This window comes from Psychrobacter sp. 1U2 (genome assembly GCF_051847575.1).
The window spans coordinates 1-730 of the sequence record NZ_JBPYDC010001044.1 but is presented as its reverse complement, the minus strand read 5'-3'; the positions used below and the strand labels follow the sequence as shown (position 1 = coordinate 730).

General features: G+C 36.6%; 1 protein-coding gene. It reads left to right on the top strand.

The features are described 5' to 3' along the window. Positions 1-409 (top strand): ATP synthase subunit I (locus ACS8FD_RS20285; RefSeq protein WP_439277190.1); only part of this gene is annotated, 409 nt, incomplete at its 5' end. Positions 410-730 lie beyond the last annotated feature (321 nt).

Here is a 730-nt window from a genome sequence, read left to right as displayed (position 1 = left end):
AGGTAAGCTAATGACCAAACCTGCCAAACGTACGCAAAGAGATCAAATCGGCGTCTATATTAAACGCCAAGCGTGGATACTATTTATCCTTATTATCATCGCTTGGATTGTAGATGCCAGTTGGCTGAGCAGTGATCTTGTCGTAGCAAAAAGCGCTGCCATTGGTGCGCTATTAAGTTTTGTTACTCAAGCTGTATTTGCTGGATTTATCTTTTGGTACACAGGATATCGCGCGCGCGGGCACATTGTCAGCCAGCTATATCGAGGTCAAATGGCCAAATGGTTATTGACTGTGTTTGGTTTCGCACTAATTTTTATTACCATACGACCCCTGTCAGCGCCTGCGCTCTTCATCGGTTTTATGGTAATGCAGATTAGTCACAGTTGGATGTTGTGGCATATACGTTAATGATAAATGACAGTCGCTTATGATAATTTTCTAAGCTTTTGTATTTATCCAATATAACGTCATATTTATTCTATAAATATAATGCTGTTCATAGCATAAAAATGTCATCCTGCCGTCCAACTTCTCTACGACTAAGTCGAAAATTAATAAATGATGTGTTTTGGAATTTTGCAAAAAATACTAACTACTATAAATATGATTGCTTAATAATAATGTTTTACAATTTAATTAAGGGCGCAAGACCATATTGTTAAACGTTACAAGCTAGTATAATGATTACATAGCAGATAAAAAACACATAATTGCCTTTACACGAATACT